The 16,170-nt window shown below is 67.4% G+C and carries 17 protein-coding genes and 5 pseudogenes; 16 read left to right on the plus strand and 6 right to left on the minus strand.

Annotated features, from left to right (window positions below; all coding sequences use genetic code 11):
- Positions 1-42: 42 nt before the first annotated feature.
- Complete coding sequence (locus tag OG714_RS45145; RefSeq protein ID WP_406129906.1) at positions 43-1,710, minus strand: acyl-CoA dehydrogenase family protein; 1,668 nt, start codon at positions 1,708-1,710, stop codon at positions 43-45.
- 74 nt (positions 1,711-1,784) lie between these two features.
- On the opposite strand from OG714_RS45145, the gene OG714_RS45150 reads away from it, so the two are divergent.
- The 5 genes and pseudogenes from OG714_RS45150 to OG714_RS45170 all read left to right on the plus strand — a co-directional run.
- Positions 1,785-2,540: a PaaX family transcriptional regulator C-terminal domain-containing protein gene (locus OG714_RS45150; protein ID WP_406129908.1), complete on the plus strand. Its 756-nt coding sequence runs from the start codon at positions 1,785-1,787 to the stop codon at positions 2,538-2,540.
- Between the two features lie 56 nt (positions 2,541-2,596).
- Positions 2,597-3,136 carry a GNAT family N-acetyltransferase gene (locus tag OG714_RS45155; RefSeq protein ID WP_406129910.1) on the plus strand — a complete coding sequence of 180 codons (540 nt, stop codon included), beginning with the start codon at positions 2,597-2,599 and terminating at the stop codon, positions 3,134-3,136.
- Between the two features lie 525 nt (positions 3,137-3,661).
- A pseudogene (locus OG714_RS45160) lies at positions 3,662-3,868 on the plus strand (IS5/IS1182 family transposase); the annotation flags it as partial.
- A gap of 237 nt (positions 3,869-4,105) precedes the next feature.
- Positions 4,106-5,065, plus strand: coding sequence for a hypothetical protein (locus OG714_RS45165; RefSeq protein ID WP_406129911.1), 960 nt, complete (start codon positions 4,106-4,108; stop codon positions 5,063-5,065).
- A 294-nt stretch (positions 5,066-5,359) separates the two neighbouring features.
- Positions 5,360-5,587: pseudogene (locus OG714_RS45170) on the plus strand (hypothetical protein); the annotation flags it as partial.
- A gap of 228 nt (positions 5,588-5,815) precedes the next feature.
- Here the strand turns inward: OG714_RS45170 and OG714_RS45175 are convergent.
- On the minus strand, positions 5,816-6,445 hold the full coding sequence (locus OG714_RS45175; protein WP_406129913.1) for a hypothetical protein: 630 nt from the start codon (positions 6,443-6,445) through the stop codon (positions 5,816-5,818).
- 439 nt (positions 6,446-6,884) lie between these two features.
- Here OG714_RS45175 and OG714_RS45180 point away from each other — a divergent pair, with 439 nt between their 5' ends.
- The 7 genes and pseudogenes from OG714_RS45180 to OG714_RS45210 all read left to right on the plus strand — a co-directional run bounded on the left by OG714_RS45180 (position 6,885) and on the right by OG714_RS45210 (position 11,023).
- Positions 6,885-7,253, plus strand: a complete 369-nt coding sequence (locus tag OG714_RS45180) for a hypothetical protein (protein ID WP_406129915.1) — start codon at positions 6,885-6,887, stop codon at positions 7,251-7,253.
- Between the two features lie 30 nt (positions 7,254-7,283).
- Positions 7,284-7,454: pseudogene (locus tag OG714_RS45185) on the plus strand (transposase); the annotation flags it as partial.
- A gap of 47 nt (positions 7,455-7,501) precedes the next feature.
- Positions 7,502-8,224, plus strand: a complete 723-nt coding sequence (locus OG714_RS45190) for an IS5 family transposase (protein WP_406129917.1) — start codon at positions 7,502-7,504, stop codon at positions 8,222-8,224.
- A 165-nt stretch (positions 8,225-8,389) separates the two neighbouring features.
- Entirely contained in the window at positions 8,390-8,971 is a 582-nt protein-coding gene (locus tag OG714_RS45195; RefSeq protein WP_406132166.1) for a transposase, read from the plus strand.
- A gap of 95 nt (positions 8,972-9,066) precedes the next feature.
- The gene (locus tag OG714_RS45200; protein ID WP_406129919.1) at positions 9,067-9,729 is read left to right on the plus strand and encodes a transposase; all 663 of its coding nucleotides are present in this window, start codon (positions 9,067-9,069) and stop codon (positions 9,727-9,729) included.
- A gap of 143 nt (positions 9,730-9,872) precedes the next feature.
- Positions 9,873-10,442: a hypothetical protein gene (locus OG714_RS45205; protein WP_406129921.1), complete on the plus strand. Its 570-nt coding sequence runs from the start codon at positions 9,873-9,875 to the stop codon at positions 10,440-10,442.
- Positions 10,443-10,621: 179 nt separating this feature from the next.
- Entirely contained in the window at positions 10,622-11,023 is a 402-nt protein-coding gene (locus OG714_RS45210; protein WP_406129923.1) for a hypothetical protein, read from the plus strand.
- Positions 11,024-11,042: 19 nt separating this feature from the next.
- Here the strand turns inward: OG714_RS45210 and OG714_RS45215 are convergent.
- From OG714_RS45215 to OG714_RS45225, 3 genes and pseudogenes are all read right to left on the minus strand, one after another.
- A pseudogene (locus OG714_RS45215) lies at positions 11,043-11,835 on the minus strand (IS5 family transposase).
- Positions 11,836-11,987: 152 nt separating this feature from the next.
- Positions 11,988-12,377: a hypothetical protein gene (locus OG714_RS45220; protein WP_406129924.1), complete on the minus strand. Its 390-nt coding sequence runs from the start codon at positions 12,375-12,377 to the stop codon at positions 11,988-11,990.
- Positions 12,374-12,625 (minus strand): hypothetical protein, encoded by a 252-nt coding sequence (locus OG714_RS45225; RefSeq protein ID WP_037756696.1) that lies wholly within the window; start codon positions 12,623-12,625, stop codon positions 12,374-12,376. The genes OG714_RS45220 and OG714_RS45225 overlap by 4 nt, the downstream gene beginning before the upstream one ends.
- 423 nt (positions 12,626-13,048) lie before the next feature.
- Between OG714_RS45225 and OG714_RS45230 the strand changes: the two genes are divergently transcribed.
- From OG714_RS45230 to OG714_RS45245, 4 genes and pseudogenes are all read left to right on the plus strand, one after another.
- A complete protein-coding gene (locus tag OG714_RS45230) occupies positions 13,049-13,600 on the plus strand; it encodes a hypothetical protein (protein ID WP_406129926.1) in 552 nt (183 codons plus the stop codon).
- Positions 13,601-13,656: 56 nt separating this feature from the next.
- Positions 13,657-14,040: a hypothetical protein gene (locus tag OG714_RS45235; protein WP_406129927.1), complete on the plus strand. Its 384-nt coding sequence runs from the start codon at positions 13,657-13,659 to the stop codon at positions 14,038-14,040.
- Between the two features lie 293 nt (positions 14,041-14,333).
- A pseudogene (locus OG714_RS45240) lies at positions 14,334-14,702 on the plus strand (DDE-type integrase/transposase/recombinase); the annotation flags it as partial.
- A gap of 65 nt (positions 14,703-14,767) precedes the next feature.
- Positions 14,768-15,091, plus strand: a complete 324-nt coding sequence (locus OG714_RS45245; RefSeq protein ID WP_406132167.1) for an integrase core domain-containing protein — start codon at positions 14,768-14,770, stop codon at positions 15,089-15,091.
- A 273-nt stretch (positions 15,092-15,364) separates the two neighbouring features.
- Here OG714_RS45245 and OG714_RS45250 read toward each other — a convergent pair whose 3' ends face one another.
- On the minus strand, positions 15,365-16,159 hold the full coding sequence (locus OG714_RS45250) for a pectate lyase (protein WP_406129929.1): 795 nt from the start codon (positions 16,157-16,159) through the stop codon (positions 15,365-15,367).
- Between the last annotated feature and the right edge of the window lie 11 nt (positions 16,160-16,170).

Here is a 16,170-nt window from a genome sequence, read left to right on the forward strand (position 1 = left end):
CACGCCACTGACAACGAAGCGGAATCGGGAGGTGACCGAGGGTCAGTCTCCTTCGGGCAGGGCACGGGCGAGGATCGTGTCGAGGTCGGCGGAGTCGGGGAGGGTGCCGAAGGCGTGCCCCCAGTCGCCGCCGAGCCGGGTCGCGCAGAAGGCGTCGGCGACCGCGGCCGGGGCGTGCCGTACCAGGAGGGAGGCCTGGAGGGTCAGCGCCATCTGTTCGACGAGACGCCGGGCTCCCGTCTCGGTGGTCTCGCGCAACCTGTTCTTCAACCGGCTCACAGCCGCGTCCACGCGGGCGTCCGCGCCCTGCGCCAGGGCGAGTTCGGCGAACAGCGCGTCCGCCGTACCGGGGTCGCGGGTCAACGCCCGTAGTACGTCAAGGGCGTTGACGTTCCCCGAGCCCTCCCAGATGGAGAGGAGCGGCGCCTCGCGGTAGTGGCGGGGCATGCCCGAGTCCTCGACGTAGCCGTTGCCGCCGAGGCATTCCAGGGCCTCCGCCGTGAAGGCCGGGCCGCGCTTGGTGACCCAGTACTTCCCGACGGCGGTGGCGATCCGGCGGAACGCCGACTCGGCGCCGTCCCCGCGAACCGCGCGGTCGGCCGCGCCCGCCAGCCGCAGGGTGAGCGTGGTGGCGGCCTCCGACTCCAGGGCCAGATCGGCCAACACGTTGCGCATCAGCGGCTGTTCGAGGAGCCGGGCGCCGAACGCGGACCGGTACCGCACATGGTGGCCCGCCTCGACGAGCGTCTTGCGCATCAGCGTCGCCGACATCATCACGCAGTCCAGGCGCGTGCAGTTGACCATCTCGATGATGGTCTTGACGCCGCGTCCCTCGGGGCCGACCAGCCAGGCGACGGTCCCGTCGAACTCGGGCTCCGAGGACGCGTTGGAGCGGTTGCCCAGCTTGTCCTTCAGCCGCTGGATACGGAACGTGTTGCGGCTGCCGTCGGGCAGTATGCGCGGTACCAGGAAGCACGACAGTCCGCCCGGGGCCTGGGCCAGGACGAGGAACACGTCGCACATCGGCGCCGACGTGAACCACTTGTGCCCGCGCAGCGTGTACACGCCGGGCTCGGCGGTGGGGGTGGCCGCCGTGGTGTTCGTCCGGACGTCGGAGCCGCCCTGCTTCTCCGTCATCCCCATCCCGGCCAGCAGCCCGCGCTTCTCGGTCGGGACGCGCAGGGCCGGGTCGTACACCCGGCTGGTGAGCAACGGCTCGTAGACCGCGGCCAGTTCGGGCGTGGCGCGCAGCGCGGGGACGGCCGCGTACGTCATCGACGTCGGGCAGCCGTGCCCGGCATCGGTGTGTCCCCACACCAACCCCCGTGCGGTACGGGCCACATGGGCGCCGGGGCGCTCGTCCGCCCACGGCGCGCCGGCCAGCCCCTCGGCCACGGCGACGCCCATCAGCCGGTGCCAGCTCGGGTGGAACTCGACCTCGTCGATCCGATTCCCGTAGCGGTCGTGCGTGCGCAGCTCCGGCTCGTGCCGGTTCGCCTGCTCACCCCACTCCTGCGCCTCCTCGCTGCCCGCCGCCCGACCGAGCCGCCGCACGTCCTCCTCGGCCCAGTCGGCACCCTCCCGGCGCAGCCCCTCCAGCAGGGCCGCGTCCTCGGAGGCGTCGTACGGGGTCAGCTGCGGGGGCTGGTTGGTGACGTCGTGCGTGGCGTTCCGCGGCTGCGGCGGTATGTGCGCGAGTGTCTGGGCCATGGGTGGAGTGTTGCACTATCCCTACGGTCGCATCAATGATGTAACACGAGAATCGCCACGTAGAGTACGAGGCCATGCGGATGAACGTGTCAAAAGGGCCCGGCGAGGTGGACCTGCGCCCGCTGTCCGCGCGGTCGGTCGTCCTCAGCCTGCTGCTGGGCACGCATCCGCCCGAACTGCCCGTGCGGGATCTGCTGCGCGCCGTCGAACCGCTGGGTGTCGCCGGTTCCACGCTGCGGGCCGCGCTCAGCCGGATGGTGACCGCCGGAGACCTGCGGACCACGGACGCGGTCTACCGGCTCAGCGACCGCCTGCTGGAACGCCAGCGCCGCCAGGACGCCGCCGTACACCCCGAGACCCGCCCCTGGGACGGCGACTGGGAGATGACCGTCGTCACCGCGACCGGCCGCGGCCCCGCCGAACGCGCCGACCTGCGCGGCGAGTTGACCGCCCTGCGACTCGCGGAACTCCGCGAGGGAGTCTGGCTCCGCCCGGCCAATCTCCTACGGCCCCGACCGGACGAACTCGGCGCGGTGGCCCGGCACTTCACCACCCGCCCCGAGGAACCCGCCCGCCAACTGGCCGCGACGCTCTGGCCACTTGACGCCTGGGCGAAGACGGCCGAGGCGCTGCTCGACCGGATCACCGCCACCGCGGACCACCCGGCCGACCGCTTCACCGTACTGGCCGCCGCCGTACGGCACTTGCTCACCGACCCCGTTCTGCCTCCCGAACTCCTGCCCGCCGACTGGCCGGGCCCCGCCCTGCGCGCCGAATACACGCGCCACCGGCGGGAGTTGATCGCCAACACGCTGGGGAACGCGGCGTAGGCCGCTTCATCAGGCCGCTCCATCAGGTCGGTTCGACCCTCTGTTAGCGTGCGCGGATGGAAGATCTGGGACTCGCGGACTGGCCGCCCGAACCGATCGGAACCGGACGGCTCGTGCTCCGCGGGTCCGAGGTGCGGGACCGTGCCACGTTCGTTGAACTGCTCGCCTCACCAGAGGTGCACACCTACCTCGGCGGTCCCCACCCGCGCGATGAGCTGGAACGCAAGACGCCCGAGGTGCCGGAGCACCGGCCCGGGAGCCTCGTCGTCGATCTCGACGGGTCGATGATCGGCCTGATCCTGCTCAGGAGAGCGGCCGGGCACAGTCGCCCGGCCGCCGACGGGAAGGTCGATCTCGGCTACCTGTTCCTGCCGCGGGCGTGGGGATTCGGGTACGCCGCCGAGGCGTGCGCCGCGGCACTCGGCTGGCTCGACGGCGTCCTTCCCGGCGAGCCGGTGGTACTCACCACCCAGACCGCCAACGCCCGTTCGATGCGCCTCGCGGCGAAGCTGGGGTTCACCGAGGTGGAGCGGTTCGAGGCCTGGGACGCCGAGCAGTGGCTCGGCATCCGGTCAACGGCCGTGCTGCCGGGCTGAGTTCGTGCCGGAGCGGCCGTGCGAAGCGTCGTGCGGGGACGCTTCGTACGGCCGCCGTCACCGTGGCGGGCTCACTTGTACGTGATGTCCGAGGACGCGTACTTGCAGTAAGTGCCGTCCGCATGGACTTGAGCTGCGGTGGGATCTTCTTATGGGGCTGTGACCAGGACCAGAGCGCGTGTCTTGATGTTTCCCGATGTTCCAGTGTCTTTCGCTTGGGACCCCCCTGCGAGTTCCCTCGCCGGACTTCCACCCCCTGAGAACTCCCTGGCATTGTCCTCGCGCGAGGGCTCTGAGCTGGAAAAATAGCAGTGCCCCGTGTCTTCTGGCGACGTAGGGGGACTTCCGATGCGCCTGTTTTCCGGGCAGGGATATGAGGAGGTCGCCCTGCTGCGAGTGGGCTGCATCCGCTGGCGGCATGACGGGGCCACGATCGCGGGTACTCGAACCGGGCCCTGGCCCGCGACGCGGTGATGAACCGGATCGACGCCCACAACACGGCCTGGCTCCAGCGGGTCATCGTCGAAAACGGCTGGCCGGCCTCTGCTGGCGGGCGAGGAAGCCGACAACAAGGAGCATCGCCGGGTCCTCGCGCGGGTCGAGCAGGTCGAGCACGCGATCGGCCGTCTGAAGCAGTACAAGATCCTTCGTGACTGCCGGCAGCACGGCGACGGCCTGCACCACGCAGTCCAGGCCGTCGCGCACATGCACAACCTCGCTCTGACCGCGTGATCAGCACAGCCGTAAGCGGGCCCTGAACTGCAATCTCACGGCCTTCTGCAACGCGCTTTAGCTCGGGCACCAGCCGTGAAGTGAGGGTTGTGGCCCTGCTAGCGTGCCGCCGTGCCTTCGGAGATATCCCAGCTCGTTGACGAGCTTGTCGCGCAGATGAGGTCTGGTTCGGCTCGTGGCTACCGGCAGGCTCTGTCGCGGTTGGGAGACACCGCGCGTGCGGGAGGTCCCGCGGGTTTGACCGCTGCGGTCGAGGCCCTTGCGCCGTGGCTGCCGGGCTTGGCGGGCGACTTCACCAAGACGGCCGTCCTGGCGGGGGCGTGCGTCGAGTGGGGCGGTTCACCAATGGCGCTGGCCGACGTGCTGCCACAGCGCGCGGCGGAGGCGATGATGCTCAACGGTCTGGTCCCGGGGTGCTGGGCCGAAGCGGCTCCCGGGCGGCCGCTGCCGGAGCAGGTGAGCGCCAGTACGAAGCAGCTGGTGCAGGCTCTTGTCACCCTGGCCAGACCGAAAGGGCATCCAGACAAAGGGGACATGACCCGGATCGCCATGTCCTGGTTCGATATGGAGGACTGGCTCATGGCGCTGATCACCGTCTTGGGGCACGGTTCCTTCCGGGCGGTGGTGCCCGCTGAGGTCAAGGCCGAGCTGCGGGAGTATGCCGCAGCGGTCGCCGACCGGTCGCAGCGCGCTGCCTGGGTCAGAGACTTGGCTGCCGTCCTGGACGACGAGCCTTTGGTCGTCCTCAACCCCCGTGTGCGTAGGGGGTATGCCCTCACGATGAGCGGTGTCGGGGACAACTTTCAGCTGCACACCCTGCTTGCGGACCGGCTCATCGGCGACTCCGACCAAGGCATGGTTCCAGGGGTGCGCCCCGACCGCTCGTGGGTCGAGGCAGCGACGGATGCCGACCCGTACCTGGGCCCCGATAATCCGGCGCTCCGCCGTTTCCGCCTTTTCGACGGCCATGGCGCCTACGTCTACCCGGAAGGGGTGCCCGCCGACATCAAACCGCTCGATGGAACCCGCGTGCTGGTACTGCACCCACCGAACGGAGACTATGGCATGGGCGTCGGCCGGGTCTTCCAGAATATGATCCCCACCCTCAACCTTGATCGGGTCCTGGGACCGGACGAGGCGGAGTTCTGGCTCACCCGCATCACCCCCGCCGTCGAGAACGACCTCATGGCTAACTAATAGATCCGCTCTGGGGCTGTCGTCGAAACGCGAGGAGCTCACCGTGGGCCGCGGCGAGGGCAGCTTGCAACTGGGCGACTTCTTCTCGGTGTTTGCGGCGCTCGGTGGCGAGTTGCTGAGTGAGGCGGTGGACCAGGGTGCTGGCGGCTGCCTCGGCGTCGGGTTGGTGGGCGTCGGCAGCAGCGTCACCGTCATGAGCGAACAACCCCGGACAGCGGCCACCCAGCGGGCCCAAAGCCGGTACTTTGCCGCCCGTCAGCGACACCAGCGGCACTCATCAGCAACCCCGGATGTCACCTCATCAGCCTGCAGCTGGGCGGGGACCCGAACGACTACCGCAACCTGTGGGTGGAGCCCGCCGACCCCGGCCACAAGAAGGGCTCCGGGGTCAACAACGCGAAGGACCCGGTGGAGACGAAACTGCACACCGCGGTCTGCAAGGGCACCGTCACCCTCGCCACCGCGCAGAAGGCGATCGTCACCGACTGGACCACCGCCCTCAGCCGCCTCGGGCTTGGCTGAGACACGGCGTACAGCAGTTGGCTCGGCACCGACGCCTCGATCGGCACCGCTGGCGATGCGCTCATGGAATCCCAGACGTGCCTCTCCTCTGCACGATGGAGTTGATCAGGCTGCGCATGCCCTGACACAACCACTACCGCGGAAGGGCGCGGGCGACGGCGACTACTCCCCGGACGTGTCGATTCAGGCCGTGGGTGTCTGGTGGTGTGTGGTTGTTGCCCTGTGGCTTCAGTGATCGGTGTCGTCGGTCTTTTCCTCGGCCGGGGGCGCAGCTGTCGGCTCCGGTGCGGTGGGGGCGGTGTAGTAGACGGAGGCGCCCTGCTTGGTGCGCTGGGCCTGGCTCTTGGCTACGAGGCCCTCGGTGGTGACGCGGACGACCTTGGTCTTGATGCCGCGCTCGGGGTGGGCCTGGCTGAGTGTGGTGGAGATTTCCGCGGCGGAGCGCGGCTCGTTCTGCTCGGTGAGGTAGCGGCGGATGAGTTCCACCAGGGTGGGCCGGGCCGTCGTCATCGCGGCCTTGGGCGTGGCAGGTTTCGGGGCCGTCGGTTCCTGCGCGGGTGCGGTTTTCCTCGTCCGTTGCTTACGGCGGGGTGCGGCCTCGGTCTTCCGCTGGGGAGAGGGTGCTGCGTAGTTCTCGGCTGTGGCCGACGGCTCGTCCGGTTCGTGCGTGACTCCGAGTGCCTGCTGCATGTTCACCAGCACGCTGTGGTCCTGCTGCAGGGCGGTCAGCTGTTGTTGCAGGGCGGCGATTTCGGCGCCGATGCGTTCCTGTTCCTTGAGGTTGGTCTCGAGGTCGCCGGCCACCTGGGCGATGTACTGGGATGTCAGTCCCGTGGCGACAGTTGTGCTCTCGGACATGGTGCTGGCCTTTCTTCGGTGTGCGGAGGTGATTCAAACGAACAGCCTTGGAACCGGTCGGCGCACTCTGTGTGCTGTAACGGCGGTGCGGATTTGCAACTGCTGGAAAGTGTCTTGGTGTGTAGAGATACTACGGACAGGCGGAATCAGTTGTTCCTCTCAAGTGGCGTCCGCTGTCCGGCGCGGACGTCAGCGTTACGCCGTCTGGCTTCTTTGAGGCCCAGTCCCAGGGCGGGTTCGTGTGCAGGCGTTGGGGCGGCTGCCGCGCTGTCTCGTCAGTTTCCCGGTTGTGATGTCAGGTTGTCAGGGTGTCTGTTGTCACCTGCCGGTCGACGAGTTCCCCGTCTGTTGGGGGAGTGCCCATGCAGGCGGTGAGGGTGTTCGCGACCCGATGCCTGCCGCCACGCAACAACTACGCCGCAGATTTACAGAGTTGGTTTTGAATTCCTACCTCGTGGGCGTCACACCAACAGACCACCGGCTCCTCCTCCACGAGTACGGCACCTGGCGGCTTCTTCCCAGGATCCATCGACCCCGGGACAGTAGATCCCAGACCTACTCGACCTTCCAGTACGCGAAGACCAGGATCAAAGCCGCCGAGTCCTTCCTCACCTGGCTCGCGCAGCGCGACACACCACTCGCGACAGCCAACCAGACGGACGTCGACGAGTTCATCACCCAGAACCCGCAACTTCTCGGCGCCATGGAACCATTCCTCCGATGGACGACGCGGACCCGCAAGAGCCGAGAGCTCATCTGCCACAAAGAGCGCAGTGACCAGCTAGGAGTTGTCCGCCCGATCATGTGACCTGCTGCTTGCTGGCTCGTTGTCTCAGGCATGGGGCGGGGTGACTTGACGGATGCCGAGTGGGAACGGCTGCGTCCGTTCCTGCCGGTCAGTAACGGCCGTTGTGGCCGATGGCGGGATCATCGGCAGGTGATCGACGGGATTCTGCACCGAGTTAGGACCGGAGTGCAGTGGCGGGATCTTCCCGAGCGGTTCGGCCCCTGGAAGACCGTCTACGAACGCCACCGGCTGTGGTCGGCCGACGGCACGTGGGAACGTCTGCTGCAGCAGGCCCAGGCCGCCGCCGACGCCGCTGGCGAGATCGACTGGGACGTCGCGGTCGACTCCACCATCGTGCGGGCTCACCAGCACGCGGCTGGTGCCCGCATCGATCCGCCACCGGCACCCGTGTCAAAGGGGGCCGAAGCAGCAGAACACCAGGGCGAAACGCCCTGGCGAAGCCTTCTTTCCCGCCTGGTGGAGGTGGTGCAGGAGGTGAGGGCCTGGGCCGTTCGCGGGGCGGGTTCACCAGCAAGCTCCACCTGAGCGCCGACTGCCGCTGCCGCCCGCTATCCCTGGTCGTCACTGCGGGGCAGCGGGCAGATTGCACTCAGTTCCAGACAGTGCTGGCAAAGATCCGCGTTCCGCGGGTCGGTCCGGGCCAGCCTCGCACGAAGCCCGACAGCATCACGGCCGACAAGGGCTACAGCAACGGCCCGTGCCGCGAGTACCTGAGGCGCCGGGACATCCGGCACACGATCCCGGAGAAGAGCGACAGCCAGGCCGCCCGCCTGCGCAAAGGTTCACGCGGTGGGCGGCCACCCGGCTTCGATGAAGAGCGTTACAAGAAACGCAACACGGTGGAACGGGCGATCAACCGACTCAAGCAGTCGCGAGCGGTGGCCACGCGGTACGACTGTGAGGATGTTGGGGTGCCGCCTCGGGCGGTGGTCTGGCCCGCGATACGACTGGCCCTCGTGCCTTGCGTTTGATCTGCCGACTGCTGTCTGAGGCGGTGCGTGCTGCCACCGAAACGGTGGGCGTGTCCCGATAGGGGCCTTCGCGACAGGCACCGTCACAGTCCTGACCGCCACACCGTTCCGGCGTCGGCCACCGGTGTTCCCGAGGCGATCAGGAGACAGACGACCGTGCCCAGCATGACTCGGCAAACCCATCCGCGTCACGACACAGCCGATCAGCAGGAACAAGTCCTGCTCGGCGTCGACACGCACAAAGACGTCCACGTGGCTGCGGTCATCACCAGCACCGGAGTCCTGCTGGACACTCGAGGGTTCCCCACGACCCGGGAGGGCTATCGCCAGCTCCTGTCCTGGGCTCGTGCCTTTGGCCAGTTACAGCAGGCCGGGGTCGAGTGCACCGGCTCCTGCGGAGCCGCGCTGACCCGCTATCTGCTCCATGAAGGCATCACGGTCACCGAAGTCAACCAACCCGACAAGGCCGCCCGCCGCCGGCACGGCAAGTCCGACGACATCGATGCGGCAGCCGCCGCCCGGGCAGTGCTCTCCGGCCGGGCCACGGCCACCGCCAAAACGACCGACGGCCCGGTCGAGGCGATCCGACTGTTCAAAATGGGTGCAGCTCCTTTCGAGGGACAAGCTCAGCTGGGCATTTGCCGGTTCGGCTCGACTGCCGGTCGTGGAGATCCTTTCGGGACCAGCAGGTCACGCCCACGCGCCGGATCGAGATCGACAGCGCCGAGGGTGCCGGTCACCGCGTGACCCGCTGTCGTGGTCGACTCGATCACTCGGGCGTACCTCAAGCCGCAGCTCACGCAGGTAGGGCCGTCCCTCCAAAGGAGCCACACCCGTTCAAAATGGCCAAGACCTCCGCGGTCAAGTCCCGTTCCATGGCTATCAACCAGCTCAAAGCCATCCTCGTGGCGGCGGAGCCGGCACTGCGTGAGTCCCTGGCCGGACTCAGCAACCCCAAACTCATCCGCCGCTGTTCGCAGTTAAGGCCCGCGCCCGGCGCCGGCCCGCAGGCGGCATCCCGCCACACGCTCCGGTTGCTGGCCCGGCGGGTCCTGCACCTCACCGAGGAGATCAACGACCTCACAACCCGGATCAGCACCGCGATCGATGCCTGCGCACCCAAGCTCCTGGGCCTCTACGGCGTCGGCCCGGATACGGCCGCGGCCTTGCTGACAGCAGCCGGCGACAACTCCGACCGCCTGGCCACCGAGGCATCGTTTGCCGCCCTCTGCGGTGCCAGCCCCGTGGAAGCATCGTCCGGAAAGACCCAACGCCGCAGGCTCAACCGCGGCGGCGACCGCCAGGCCAATTCAGCGCTCTACACCATCGTCATCGCCCGCCTGCGCTGGGACACCCGCACCCGCTCCTACGTGGAACGACGAGTCACCGAGGGCAAGACACGACGCGAAGCCATCCGATGCCTCAAACGCTACGTCGCCCGCGAGATCTACCAAGCCCTACTCACATCGCGGAGGCGATCTCCCGCACCAGCCCCCGCCGGTTGACATCCATAGGGGCATCAAACGCGGATACGTTTTCCTTGGCACCGTCACCGTAGCGTCGCTTGCAATTTGGCTCCGGTCCTGATAACTGCGAGGCAGGTCAAAACCGCTCGGCCCGTCTGTGAGTGCCGTCTTATGGTTCCGGGATGAGTAACTCTGCTGCGGCTGCTGTCCTCACAACCGCCGACCTGCCTGAAGCGATACGTGCGGTGCGCGCCTTGCTGGACATCGCAGACATCGGTCAGGGAGAGGTCGACTTCGAAGCCGTGATCAGGTCGCCGGATGTCCTGTCACAAGTACGTCACGTACTGCCCGACCTCGAATGGTGGGCGTCGGTTGGCAAGGAGCACGGCTCGTCGGAGGCCGGCGACAACCCTGCAGACTGCCTGCCGATCCAAGTGTTCGACTGGGGTCGTCCGCTAGACCTCGCCGAGCCCTTCATCGCCGCTCTGGGGTCAGATCCCGCGGCTGTTCGGTGGGATCTAGACGCGTGGCCTGCGGTTCCCGAAGCGGGCCTGGAGGCGATCTCGCAGAAGTACGCATACCTCACGCTGACAGTGAATTCCCGGGACCTCTACCAGGATGAGCCGTCGCAGGACCACACCGTCCACGTGCACGCCCGGAACCGGAACGGTGACCAGACAGCCCGCGTCCATTGGCTCGCCAATCAAGTAGGCGGCCGGTTCACAGGCCGGGTGGAGTCGGCGTACCTGTAACCCCTCCGCAAACAGGCAATACCGCCGTCTCTATCTGCCTTTGTCACATGATCGGCCGGACAGCTCCTAAGAGCTCGTAACACGATCATGCGGCCCAGTCCCCGTAGTCGTGTCGTGGTGGAGCGTGGGAGCGTGGCCCTGGATCGTTGGTGGTGGCCTGTGTGGGGAGGAGGGGCTGGGTGAGCGTGGTGTGGGCGGCGACGTCGCCGGAATCGGGACTGTTTCATCCGGTTGAGAGACGTTCAGAGGTGGCAGATCTCTCAGACCGCTTCAACGACCTGCGTTCGCGTGGGCAGGGGTACGTCGAGGTTCGGTTGCCGAACAGGGAGTTCCCGGTGCTGACCCTGGCCTTCCGAGATGATCACGCGGTCGTCCATCTGATGAGTGACACCGAGCGGATGTCTCTGCTCATGGGCGACGGCACCGTGCCCTCGAGTGCCGAGGTCGAAGTCCCGATCATCGACGACCTCGCCGCGTTCACGGGCGACTTTGTCCTGGATACCGATCGGGCGTGGAACCTGGTGCACGACTTCACCCGGACGCGGGCGGCCGGCCCTCTGGGTGAGTGGTGTGAGCTGTAGCCAAAAGCTCGTGCCGCGATCATGACCGGTGCTTCTTCAGGCGCCTCCAGCAGATGAGGCCGCAGGCCAACGAGACGAAGGCGTCATGGAGTTCGGTCCGGCGTTCCCATCGCACGGCGAGACGCTCGAACTGGTGAAGCAGGGCGAAAGTCTGCTCCACGACGTAACGGAGCTTGCCCAGGCCCTTGATGTTCGGGGCGCGCCCTTGCGGGAGATGACCGGCAGGATCCGCCGCTTGCGCAGTTCCTCGCGGTGGGGGCTGGAGTCGTAGCCCTTGTCCCCGAGCAGCGCATCGGGGCGCCGGCGTGGCCGGCCGGGACGCCCGGCCACGGGCGGGATGCCGTCGACGAGGGCGAGGGTCTGGGTGACGTCGTTGACGTTGGCAGCGGTGGTGATGACCTTGAGCGGGGTGCCGCGCCCGTCACAGATCAAATGATGCTTGCTGCCCGTCTTCCGTCGGTCGACCGGCGACGGACCGGTGTCCGCTCCCCCTTTTTCGCACGGATGTGGGAGCCGTCCACACACGCGCGGGACCAGTCGAGTTCGCCGGCCGCATTCAGCTCGGCGAGCAGAATGCGGTGCAGCCGGTCGAAGACCCCGGCCTGCTGCCACCGCCCCAGGCGCCGCCAGCAAGTCTGTCCGGAGCCGAACCCCAGCTCCAGCGGCAGGAGTTGCCAGGCTATGTCGTTGTGGAGCACGTACAGGATGCCCTGCAGACACAGCCGGTCCGCCACCGGCCGAGGCCCCGGTGATCGCTCGGGCCAGGGCGGCAGCAGCGGCTCGATCAGCGCCCACAAGTCGTCATCCACCATCCACGGTCGAGTACTCACACTCTCCCGAACGGCCGAATCGTCACATCCGTCACGCCCGACCAGGGCACCTCAACAAGATCGTGTTACGAGCTCTTGGGGAAGTGCTGGGATCACATCCACGGGTGAAGTCCGCCCTGACCCGCGCGGACCGCTCAGGCAGAGAGGTCGAGCACCCGGACGTCGGCCCCGTCCCAGGCCTTGGGCTGGACGGTGGCGACGCGTGCCCCATCCAGGCGCTCGGGGCCGGGCATGGCCACATGGTGGGTGTGGCACCAGCCCAGAGACCGCTCGTGGCCCGAGGCAGCCAGGACGGCGGCGAGATCGAGCGGATGAAAAACCACCTGGTCCAGCATGCCGAGGTGGCCGGCGAGTCCGGTGCGTACCCGGTCCGCTTCGGCGAGTGCGGCCAGCGCGACATGGACGCGCCAGGCCCCGGTCTCGGCGGCCTGGTACAGAAGGCGGGAGGCCAGGACGTTGCCCGAGCCCAGAGCAAGCAGCGCGCTGTCGTCGAGGACTACATCGACAGGGGCGACAGGGTTCACGCGGCGCTGCCGAGCCGGCGCGTGAGCTCATCGTCCGCTGCGCGGTCCTGCTCGGGATCCGGGGCGTAGCCGGAGAGCGTGTGCAGGACTTCGAGGGTCTTCGCGACCTGCTCGTCCCGCTCGCTCTGCGTGAGGGTGTGGGTGGCGAATTCGCCGACGAGCCCCGCGATCGTGGTGTCCTTCTCGGCGGCCAGGATCGCCAGCCGGTCCCGGATGCTGCTCTCGACCTTGATCGTTGTGTGTGCCATGCCCGACAGAATACATCGGGTATACCCGCCCGGGGGAGGCGATTCAGGTAGCTGCTTGCGCCTCCTCGGTCGGGGGCCGAGGGGACAGCCGGTAGGTGTGTTTTCGCCGGCGAGAGCTCGGTGAGGAGTCGGTGGGGCGCACTGTTCACTGGCGCATGTGCTGACCTGCGAAGTCGTGAAATCCGTTCCGGGATTCAACCCTGTCCGTTTTGTGCGCCCGGGAGGGAAGCCCTCTGACCTGCGGCTACGGAGTTTTCTACAAGCCTCGCGGATGGTCGCCCGACACGCTGCCTTACCCGGCCAGGCCCGGCGAGCTTCATGGGCGCGTGCCCGCTCTGGACCGACCGCGCAGCGCCCGACCCGCAACCTCTGATCTGTGTCAAGTCCCCACCTCCTACCGGATGGTGATCCGACGATGAGGCCATGTCGCTCACACATCAGGTGACCGCAGGGGCGCGTATCCACTGGCGGCTGGTCATCCTCCCCGTCGGATTCACCCTCAATATCTGGGGAAACGCCCTCTTTGACACCTCGCCCGACGTCACCAACAGGGCTGCCAGCCTCCTCCTGTTCACCGTCGGACTGTTCCTCGCCCTGTACGGATGCCGGTTCTGGCGGAGCAGAGCAGAAAAGTGGTACGCCCTCCAGCGGGTGAGCCGCTGGATGTCCGGGAAGCGGAACGACACAGCGTGGCAGCATCGCTGGTGGCGCGTGAAAGTGACCGTGTGGGGCGTGGGCGTGTGCGGTGTCGTCCTGTACGCGGTGCGGCTCGTCAACGGTGTCGCCCAGCATCCTGACCAGGTGACTGAACATGCAGCCTCCGCCATGACGTTCATGTACGTGTGGGGTCTTCTCCCGATGTGGACGCAGGCGGTCGAACCGAAAGGCGCTTCCACACAGCAGCTGCTGGAGGACACGAGCAGGCGTGTCGGACGGGCAGCGATCGGCTGGACCCTCTCTGTCAGCCTTAGGTGAGACGCCCCGCTTTGTCGGGTTAGCCTGAGAAGGCATGACAGGAGAACCACCCCCTCATGACCAGCACCACGTCCGCCGGATCCGACCCGGCTCCCCGACCGAAGCGCCGCACTTTCAGCCCCGAGTACAAGCTGCGGATCGTGGCCGAGTACGACGCCGCCCCGAAGAACGAGAAGGGCGCAGTCCTGCGCCGCGAGCGCCTGTACCACTCGCACGTCAAGGAATGGCGGGCCGCGCGGGATGCCGGGGCCCTGGAGAAGCTGGTCGACCAGCGCACCAGTCCGGCGAGGCCGAAGAAGCCTGCCGACGAGGCGGAGAACGAGAAACTGCGCCGCCAGGTAGAACGGCTGGAGAAGGAACTGGCCCGGAACAAGGCCGCGTTGGAAGTCATGGGAAAAGCTTCCGCGCTCTTGGAAATGATCTCCGAGAGCGCGGACTGAACGCTGCCGCCGAACCGGTGGTCGACGACGCGTTCACCGGTGTCCAGGGCGAACTGGGCATCACGGCCGCGTGCCGGCTGACCGGCCGCTCCCGGGCCACCCACTACCGCCGGCTGCGGCCCCGGACCGAGCGAAAACCCAGAAAACCGCAGGTCCAGCCCTCATCCCTCACACCCGATGAGCGGGCGGCGGTCCTGGAGATGATGAACAGCGACGAGTACGCCGAGATGCCGCCCGCGCAGATCTGGGCCCGCGAGCTGGATGCCGGGCGTTACCACTGCTGCGTCTCCACGATGTACCGGATCCTGCGCGACAAGGGCCAGTCCGGCGAGCGCCGAAGGCAGGCCACCCACCCCGCCCGGGCGGTGCCCGAGCTGGTGGCCACCGCCCCGTCGCAGGTGTTTACCTGGGACATCACCCAGGCGGCCGGACCGGCCAGAGGCGTCTGGTATCACGCCTACGTCATCATCGACATCTTCAGCCGCTACATCGTCGGCCACACCGTTGAGCTCGCCGAATCGGCCCGGCGGGCCGAGGAGTTGATCCGCGAGAGCATCATCCGCAACCAGATCGTGCCCGAGACCGTGCACGCGGACCGCGGCACCTCGATGACGAGCAAGGAGGTCTCCCAGCTGCTGATTGATCTCAGGGTGACAAGGTCACACTCCCGGCCGAAGGTCTCCAACGACAACCCCTACAGCGAGCCCAGTTCAAGACCACGAAGTACATGTCGGACTATCCCGAACGGTTCGATTCCCTGGCCCACGCCCGCGAGTGGTTCGACGCGTTCATCGCCTATTACAACCACGAACACAGGCACCCCGGCATCGGCTTCCACACACCCGCCTCCGTCCACTTCGGGACCGTCGAGGAGGTCCGCGACCAGCGGGCCGTCACCCTCTCCGAGGGCATACGCCCGACACCCCGAACGCTTCGGCCGCCGCCCCCGACCACCCGAGATACCCCAGACCGCCTGGATCAACGACCCGCCCAAGCGCCGCGAACCCGCACCACAAACCTCATAGCGTCAAGACCGTCTCACTGGACTTGAAATCTTCCGCCACCAGCCTTGGCCAGGTTGTAGAAGGCGACCAGCGCCTGGTCTGCGCGACGGTCGTAGTCACGCGATTTGTCGTCATAAGTCCCCATGCGCATGCCGAAACCCCCTGAGAATCCCTGAGGCTGTGAGGGCCGTCGTCCGTGGCCGGATGACGGCCCCCTCTACTGCTGTGCGAGCCAGTAGTGGATCCACTATTGGTGCTGCTAAGAGCGGGTGAAGAGGTCAGTGTGCGAGATCATCCGCGCTGAAGCTGCGGCGCCCGGTCTACCGGTAGGTAATGTCGGAGGTGGAGTAACGGCAGTAAGTGCCGTCCGCGCCCGTGCCGTTGGTCGTCGGCTCCGCGCCCGTGTTGTTCCCGATGTACTTCTGGCAGGGGATCATCTTCTTGCTGGTGTCCCCGACGATCGTGATGGCCTTCAGGGTCGCGCTGTCACCGTAGTTGGTGTTGATGCCGACGAGCCGGCTGCCCTTGTAGGTCGCCTCGATGGTGTTGAGGTTGATCGTGCGCTTGTACTGCGTCTTGCAGTTGCCGCACGAGCGGACGAACGTACCGAAGGTCTGCGCCGCGAAGTTGGAGACGTTGAGCGTCCCGGCGCCGTTGAACTGGAACACCTTGTCGCTGGCCTCCTTCGCGCCACCGCCGGAGACGGTGTACACGTTGGACGACGAGGAGCCCAGGAAGGTCGCCGCGTCCTCGCCGACGTCTTCCCACCAGACGTTCTGCAGCGTGCAACTGCCCAGGCAGTGGATGCCGTCGGCGGCGGGTGAGCCGATGATGACGTTCTTGACGACGGCACCGGCGGCCAGCTCCAGGATGGGGCCCTGGTCCTCGTCCTGGCTGCCCGTGCCCAGGTCGCCGCTGCCGTACAGGCGCAGCATCCCGTAGTCCTTGGTGCCCGAGACCGAGATCGTCGAGGTCACCGCCTGACTGCCGCTCGCGGTGGGCCAGGTGGCGGCACTGGCCGGCGAGAGGGTGCCGGATGCCATGATCATGCCAACCGAGAGGCCGAAGGCGGCCAGTGCGCCGGTCAGCACACGTGATCGTGCGGAAGAAGTCATGTCCCGATTCC

Origin of the sequence: Streptomyces sp. NBC_00989 (genome assembly GCF_045162655.1) — a bacterium.
Lineage (GTDB): Bacteria > Actinomycetota > Actinomycetes > Streptomycetales > Streptomycetaceae > Streptomyces.